The organism is Phytoactinopolyspora endophytica, from assembly GCF_004138495.1.
Lineage (GTDB): Bacteria > Actinomycetota > Actinomycetes > Jiangellales > Jiangellaceae > Phytoactinopolyspora > Phytoactinopolyspora endophytica.
This window is the reverse complement of record NZ_ML142853.1, coordinates 202,467-207,309: the sequence shown is the minus strand read 5'-3', so window position 1 is coordinate 207,309 and position 4,843 is coordinate 202,467. Positions and strand designations below refer to the sequence as shown.

The 4,843-nt window shown below is 70.2% G+C and carries 2 protein-coding genes and 1 pseudogene; all 3 read right to left on the bottom strand.

What is annotated here, in order from left to right; genetic code table 11:
• Nucleotides 1–451: pseudogene (locus ELR45_RS37575) on the bottom strand (hypothetical protein); the annotation flags it as partial.
• A 99-nt stretch (nt 452–550) separates the two neighbouring features.
• Nucleotides 551–2,146, bottom strand: a complete 1,596-nt coding sequence (locus tag ELR45_RS11805) for an FAD-dependent oxidoreductase (RefSeq protein ID WP_129666563.1) — start codon at nt 2,144–2,146, stop codon at nt 551–553.
• Nucleotides 2,147–2,156: 10 nt separating this feature from the next.
• Entirely contained in the window at nt 2,157–4,742 is a 2,586-nt protein-coding gene (locus tag ELR45_RS11800) for an amylo-alpha-1,6-glucosidase (RefSeq protein ID WP_129666184.1), read from the bottom strand.
• Between the last annotated feature and the right edge of the window lie 101 nt (nt 4,743–4,843).

Here is a 4,843-nt window from a genome sequence, read left to right as displayed (position 1 = left end):
GATGGTGGAAGTAGATGGGTGGGCTGAGCACGAGGGCGTCGGGTGCGGCAGGAAGGACCGCCTCTACCCGAGCCATCACCTCGGCGGTGCCCGCGGCAGTGACGTTGACCAGGACTGGCGCAATGCTGTTGGAGTCGTCGTCATGGGAAGCACCGTGGGTACCGCCGAGGGAGGCGTCGTGGGTTCCGCCGAGGGGAACATTGCGGGCGTCGCTGTGCAGCTCGCGCCAGAGCGCCGTCGTCTCAACTGCGAACTCCCCGATCGATGCGGTGGGGAGCAGCGGCCCTTCGCCGTTGCTACCGAGCAGCATCAACGCGTCGGCCCCGGAACCGTGGAGCGCGCCCAGCAGGTCCGCGCCGGCGCCGACCGCCGCACTCGGCTCGCCAGGGCTGTCCATGGGCGTCACCAACGGCACGGTCACGCCCCGAAGAAGGTCCTTACCGGTTCGCATCGCCACCTCCTCGTGGTTGCGGTCGCAGTTGTGACAGACAGGTCAGGGTTATGGTCGCGGCACCGTGCCGGTTCGCCGGCCGGTCACCTCGAGCGCGCATCAGTACCCCTTCACCTCGGGCCAGGCCAGCTCGAAGCCGTCGGCGACGAGCTCGTTCTGGAATCCGGCCAATCGCGCGTCGTCGGCGCGGACCTGCGCCGGCGCCACCTGGTTGGTCAGGCAGTGAGACGCCAGTGCACCCGCCGCCTCGCCGATGTTCCACTCCACCGGGTGCAGCCGGTAGCAGCCGTTGGTGATGTGCGTGGTGCCGATGTTCTTCGACGCCGGCAGCAGGTTACGCAGCCGGACCGGCAGCAGCGCGCCTAGCGGGATCTGGAACGGGCTGCTGGCCACGTCGATGTAGTTGTCGCCGCCGGTGGACGGGTGCAGGTCGATCCGGTACATCCCGACGCCGACGGAGTCCAGGTACTGCACCGCGCCGTGGTCGCCGCGTACAGCCAGTGACAGATCTTGCTCCACCACGGTGTACTCGGCCTGGATCCGTCGGGACTCGCGGATGTACGGAGCCTTCGCCAGGCCGTCCTCGCTGCCCATGACGTCCGGGCGCAGCCGCAGGCCGGGCCAGCCGGTTCCGCCGTCGGGACGCGGCGCCTCTGTCTGCAGCCAGTAGAGCATGCTCAGCGCCAGCTGCCGCCCGCCTCGCAGATGCTCCGCACGCTCGTCGTCGGAGACACCGATCAATGGTCCGGGCAAGTAATCGATCATCGGCCAGTTGACGAGCGTGACGTCGCTGGCGGCGAACCCCGGCTCGAACTGCTCGCGGGCGACGATCCGCCGGAACAGCCACAGGTCCTTGTCGCCGGGGTCCAGACTTTGGTCGGCGACCACGGGCCCGGCGTGCGCGTGTGGCACGAACGTCCGGGTCATCGGCTCGAGTGTCCGCGGGTCCGGGGCGGTGAGGCTCAGCTGGCGGTCCGGCCAGAACGACGGCCGGTAGCTCTGCCAGAAGCCGTACTGTTCCGGCTTGTCGATGGTGTGGTCCTCGCCGTCGCGGTGCTCCACAGCGAACACCCAGGAGAACGCCTGCATGTTCGCCGGCTGAGCGGTCGCCGGCGCGTTGGGTTCGCCCGTGTCGCTGCTCGACTCGAAACCGGTGACGTGCTCGGCACCGGCGAGCGGCAGCAGGTCGCCCTCCTCGGTCGCGTCGAGCACGTACGACGCGTCGACGACGAGCGAGCCCTCGCCGGGCCCCACGAGACGGACAGCGGACACGGCATCGCCGTCGACGTCCACTCCGGTGGGCCGGTGTCGAAGGAAGATGCGTAGCCGCCCCGCTGAGAGGTACGGCGCCACCATGCTCTCGATCACCGTCGCGGCGACTCGCGGCTCGTGGCAGAGCCCGCTGACTCGTCCTTGACCTGGGTTGAGCTCCACCTGTGCGCGAGCCGTGCTGGTGAGCGGATACCACGTGCGGTAGTAGTCGCGGACGGCGTCGCGGAATCGGCGATAGGAGCGGGTGCACCCGAACCGTTCGATCCAGGAGTGCTCATCTGGCGGGACGCCCTGGCTGGTCAGCTGGCCACCGAGCCAGTCGGTCTTTTCCGTGACGACGACGGAGCGGCCGCGCCGAAGCGCCGCCAGGGCCGCGGCCACGCCGCCGACGCCTCCGCCGACCACCAGCACGTCGGCCGAGATCACCTGTTCGCTACTCACTGTGGTGCTTCTCCCTTGTCATCTGGAACAGGACAGATACGCCCGGGGCCGGGACATCCACCTCGATCTGCTGGCCGGAGCCGAAGGTATGCACAGCGGATGCGTCGTCCACATGGACCTCGACGCGGCCGTGCGCGCCGGGCGGAGGAGCGACGCTGATACGCCCCGCGGAGCCGTGCGCCGTGGCGACGCCGGACACCACGTCCCGGCCTCGGCGATACGCGGACACGACGACGTGCGGATCGGCCTCCAGCAGCACGGTCGCCGAACCCGTGGCTTGCCCTGTCACCGGAGGTTTCGGCTCCGGCCTGGGCGACGCCGTCGCCTCGGCGTCCAGGGACGTCGGCGCGCTGGGCCCCAGCAGGACCGTCAGCGTCTCCGCTGCGCGCACCGTCAGCCGGCCGTCGCCGGTCGGAATGCCCGCGAGCTCGGCGTCCGCGCCGGGGTGCGCGAAGCGCCAGCCGTCGACGCGGGGATCGGCGAGCTCCTGGAAGGCCAGGTACGCCAGCAGCGATCCCCACGACATCAAGCCGTCGGACCGGGCGGCCAGCGGGCGCACGTCCTCGCCCGGCCGGACAGGGTAGTTCTCCCGGACGTGACTGTGCCGGTTCCATTCGTCGAGAAAGATGTCGAGCAGGGAGCGGACGATCTGCCGTACCTCGTCGTCGAATCCGTACCGGCGTAACCCTTCGACGGCGAGATACACCATCGGCGCCCACACCCGGCCCCGCCAGTAGCGGGTGCTGAAGCTGGGATCGTTGCGGGCCGCGCTCGGCAGGGGTGGTTCGCCACCCAGGACGGCAAGATCGAGCAGCCGGCCGACGAGCGACGCCGCCTGCTCCTCGGTGGGGCCACCGGCCAGCAGCGGGTAGAGCATCGTGGGGGAGACGCGCTCGGAGAACTCTCCGTCGGCCGATCGGTTGCGATACTCGCCGTGCTCCGCGTCCCACAGCAGCCGGTTGAACTCGGAACGAGCGGCCTCCGCCTCTTCGCGTAGTTTCGTCGCCGTGGCGTCGTCATCGAGCCGCCCGGCGACGACGGCCAGCGCCTCGGCGTCGGCGATGTGCAAGGCGTTGAGCCCGACATCGGCCAGATCCATGGTGTGCGTGGACGCGTCGTACGTGACGTCGTCGTACATGGGGGAGTCGTCCAGCCCGGACTCGCGTCGAGCCTGGTCGAGCAGGAGGGCCGTGCCCGGCTCGTCGTGAACGTGCTCGTCACCGTCCGTCGCGCTCGCCTGGTCGTTCGACACTCGCACGGCGGGGTCCGAGCCCCACGCGAGCAGGCCGTGTGGCCCTCGCCGCGCCGTCGGCCACCACTCGTGCCAGCGGCGCAACGCGTCATAGCCGCTGGACAGGATCGTGCGGTCGCGGGTCTGGTCGCTGAGCCCGCTGCCCAGGTACGCCTTGAGCACGGTCAACGCGCCCACAGGCGGCTGGGACCGGTCGTCAGTGCGGCCGCGGTCGTCGGAGACCCGGTTGGGCAGCATGCCGCGTTCGTCGGCCTGGTCGAGGATCTGCCCGAAGATGCCCCGTGCGTACGACGGATCGACCCAGCTCGCGACCAGCCCGGTGAAGAACGTGTCCCACGTGTGCAGGGCCCAGGTGCCGTAGAAGCCCTCACGTTCGGCGCAGACGAAGTCCCGGGACGTCGGCGTCAGCACCCGGTCCAGGTCGGGCGCGTAGACGGTGTTCCATGCGACGGCGCGGACGTACGCGTCGCCGGCGTCGCCCAGCCATCCGCTCGTGTGCAGGCGCTCGGCGAGCGCGGTGGTGCGGGCTGAGCTCACCCGCTCTGATGCAGTGACGTTCACCAGCTCTGTCCTGGCAGCACTCACCGGCTCTGGTGCGGTGACGTTCACCAGCTCGGCCCCAGCTCCGTTCACCTGGTCCGCCACGGCCGCGTCGGTCGCCGGGTCGCTGCGCCCCGCCTCTGTCCGGACGGGGTCGAGGCGGACGGCCAACTCGGTGGCGTCCGCTCCGGCGACGGTCACGTGAAGCGCACCGTCGTCACCGGTCGTCGTCGACTGGATCGGTGCGTTCAGCATCAGTCGCCACGGGCGCCCGTCGACCAGCACCGTCATAGCAGGAGGAAGGATGCCGTCCACGGCGCCCGTCGTCGGTGCCGACCCAGCCACGTTCGCGTGTCCGGTCCGCGAGGCTTCGACATCGAACCGGACCTCGACGTCGAAGCCGGGCATCCGGTCGACGATGACGACGACGTCGGCCGGAGAACCGGACCGGACCGAGGCCTGGTCTGACAGCTGACGCACCTGCTGACCCGTGGGCCCGTCCGCTGTCGCGGAGGCGACGGCGTCAAGGGTGTCTCCGCCTCCGGCGAACTGGAGATCCAGTGTGGTCTCCAGCGCGGCGACCGTCACCTGTGCGTATGCACCGTCGACGGTGTGATGTCCCAGCCGCACGAGCCCGTGGCGCCAAGTGAAGCCGTCGTGGACGGCGTCGCCGCGCGGCGCCGCGAGCCCGAACCGGAGCCGCAGTCCGGTGGGGAGGTGTGCGACGCCCGTGTGGTACCGGACGTCCCACGTGTTCCACCCCACCGGCCGGGGCACTTCGCTCATGATCATCAATCCCTAGCTGCTCGGTGACCACGGAGGTGGGGAGGGAAGATTTCCCGGCCAGGGAAGGCTCGGGCATCGGCGTGTGAGGAGCTTTGCGACGA